Annotated in this window: 2 protein-coding genes; both read left to right on the top strand. The window is 64.4% G+C overall.

Translation table 11 applies throughout. From position 1 onward, the window contains the following. A partial coding sequence (gene ppk2, locus LQV45_RS31995; protein WP_230011510.1) for a polyphosphate kinase 2 occupies window positions 1-702 on the top strand: 702 nt, incomplete at its 5' end. A gap of 87 nt (window positions 703-789) precedes the next feature. Further along, window positions 790-1,317 (top strand): DUF427 domain-containing protein, encoded by a 528-nt coding sequence (locus LQV45_RS31990; protein ID WP_230011507.1) that lies wholly within the window; start codon window positions 790-792, stop codon window positions 1,315-1,317. Window positions 1,318-1,459: the final 142 nt, after the last annotated feature.

The raw sequence follows: 1,459 nt of genomic DNA, 5'->3' as shown, positions 1-1,459 counted from the left end.
GTTGAACTGCTGAAGTTCCAGTACTGGGGCCAGGACCAGGAGCTCAGGCACGTGATCGTCTTCGAGGGCCGGGATGCGGCCGGCAAGGGCGGAACAATCAAGCGCTTCACCGAGCACCTGAATCCCCGCTCGGCCCGGGCAGTGGCATTGAGTAAACCCTCTGACCGTGAACTGGGCCAGTGGTATTTCCAGCGCTACATCCAGCACCTGCCCACGGCCGGGGAGATCGTGATGTTCGACCGCTCCTGGTACAACCGGGCAAATGTGGAGCGGGTCATGGGCTTCTGCACGGAGCAGGAGTTCGACACCTTTATGGTTCAGGCCCCGCTCTTCGAGCGGATGCTGGTGGATTCCGGGATCCACCTGACCAAGTTCTGGTTCTCGGTGACCCGCCACGAGCAGCGCACCCGTTTTGCGATCCGGCAGATCGACCCGGTGCGGCGCTGGAAACTCTCGCCCATCGATCTCGCCTCCCTGGACCGGTGGGAGGAGTACACGGCCGCCAAGGAGGAGACGTTCCTGCGGACCGACACGGACCATGCGCCGTGGATCACCATCAAGTTCAACGACAAGAAGCGGGGTCGGATCAACGCCATGCGCTACTTCCTCAACCAGTTCGATTACGAGGACAAGGACACGTCAGTGGTCCACAGCCCCGACCGGCTGATCGTGCGCCGCGGCCGCGAAGCCGCCGGCGACTAGCGGCTGGCTCGCGGTCGGCGGATGCGCGATCGCGCGGCTGCGTCGCGCTCACGGTGGGATCCCAGCAGAAGATGGCACCATGGGGACATGACTCCTGCACACGGTTCTTCCGGCCTTTTCCGGCGGCCCCAGCCCATCAAACCCAAGGCGGGCCAGGAATCGGTGTGGGACTACCCGCGGCCGCCGAGGGTCGAGCCCCGATCCGAACGGGTTACCGTGCGGCTTGGCGGGCAGGTGATTGCCGACACCACCGATGCGGTGCGCGTCCTGGAGACAAGTCACCCGCCTGTCTACTACTTGCCATTGGACTCATTCCCTGCCGGTGTACTCGTCCCGGTCGGGGGCACCAGCTTCTGCGAGTTCAAGGGAGAAGCGCACTACTTCGACGTCGTTGCCGGCGGAGTCGTCGTTCCCCGTGGCGGGTGGACCTATCCCGAACCCACCCTGGGTTTCGGGGCGCTCAGCTCCCGAGTGGCCCTCTACCCGGCTCACATGGACTCCTGCCAAGTCAACGGCGAGCAGGTGACCTTCCAGGAAGGTGACTTCTACGGCGGTTGGATCACCACGCAGATCGTTGGTCCTTTCAAGGGCGGCCCGGGCACGGCCGGGTGGTGAGCACATCGCGCTTACGCCGGCAAGACTTGCTGCCGGTGTGTGTGGCGACTCAGCCGGTGCTCGCTCTGGCGGCTTGAAGCCCGTTGTGCCCCGCCTTGCCGGCGTGATAGTTTTCCGGTGATCGTGATCAATCTTCAGGAGG

The organism is Microbacterium sp. Bi128 (genome assembly GCF_918698205.1).
The sequence above is the reverse complement of the archived record's forward strand: the minus strand, read 5'-3'. Positions and strand labels throughout refer to the sequence as shown.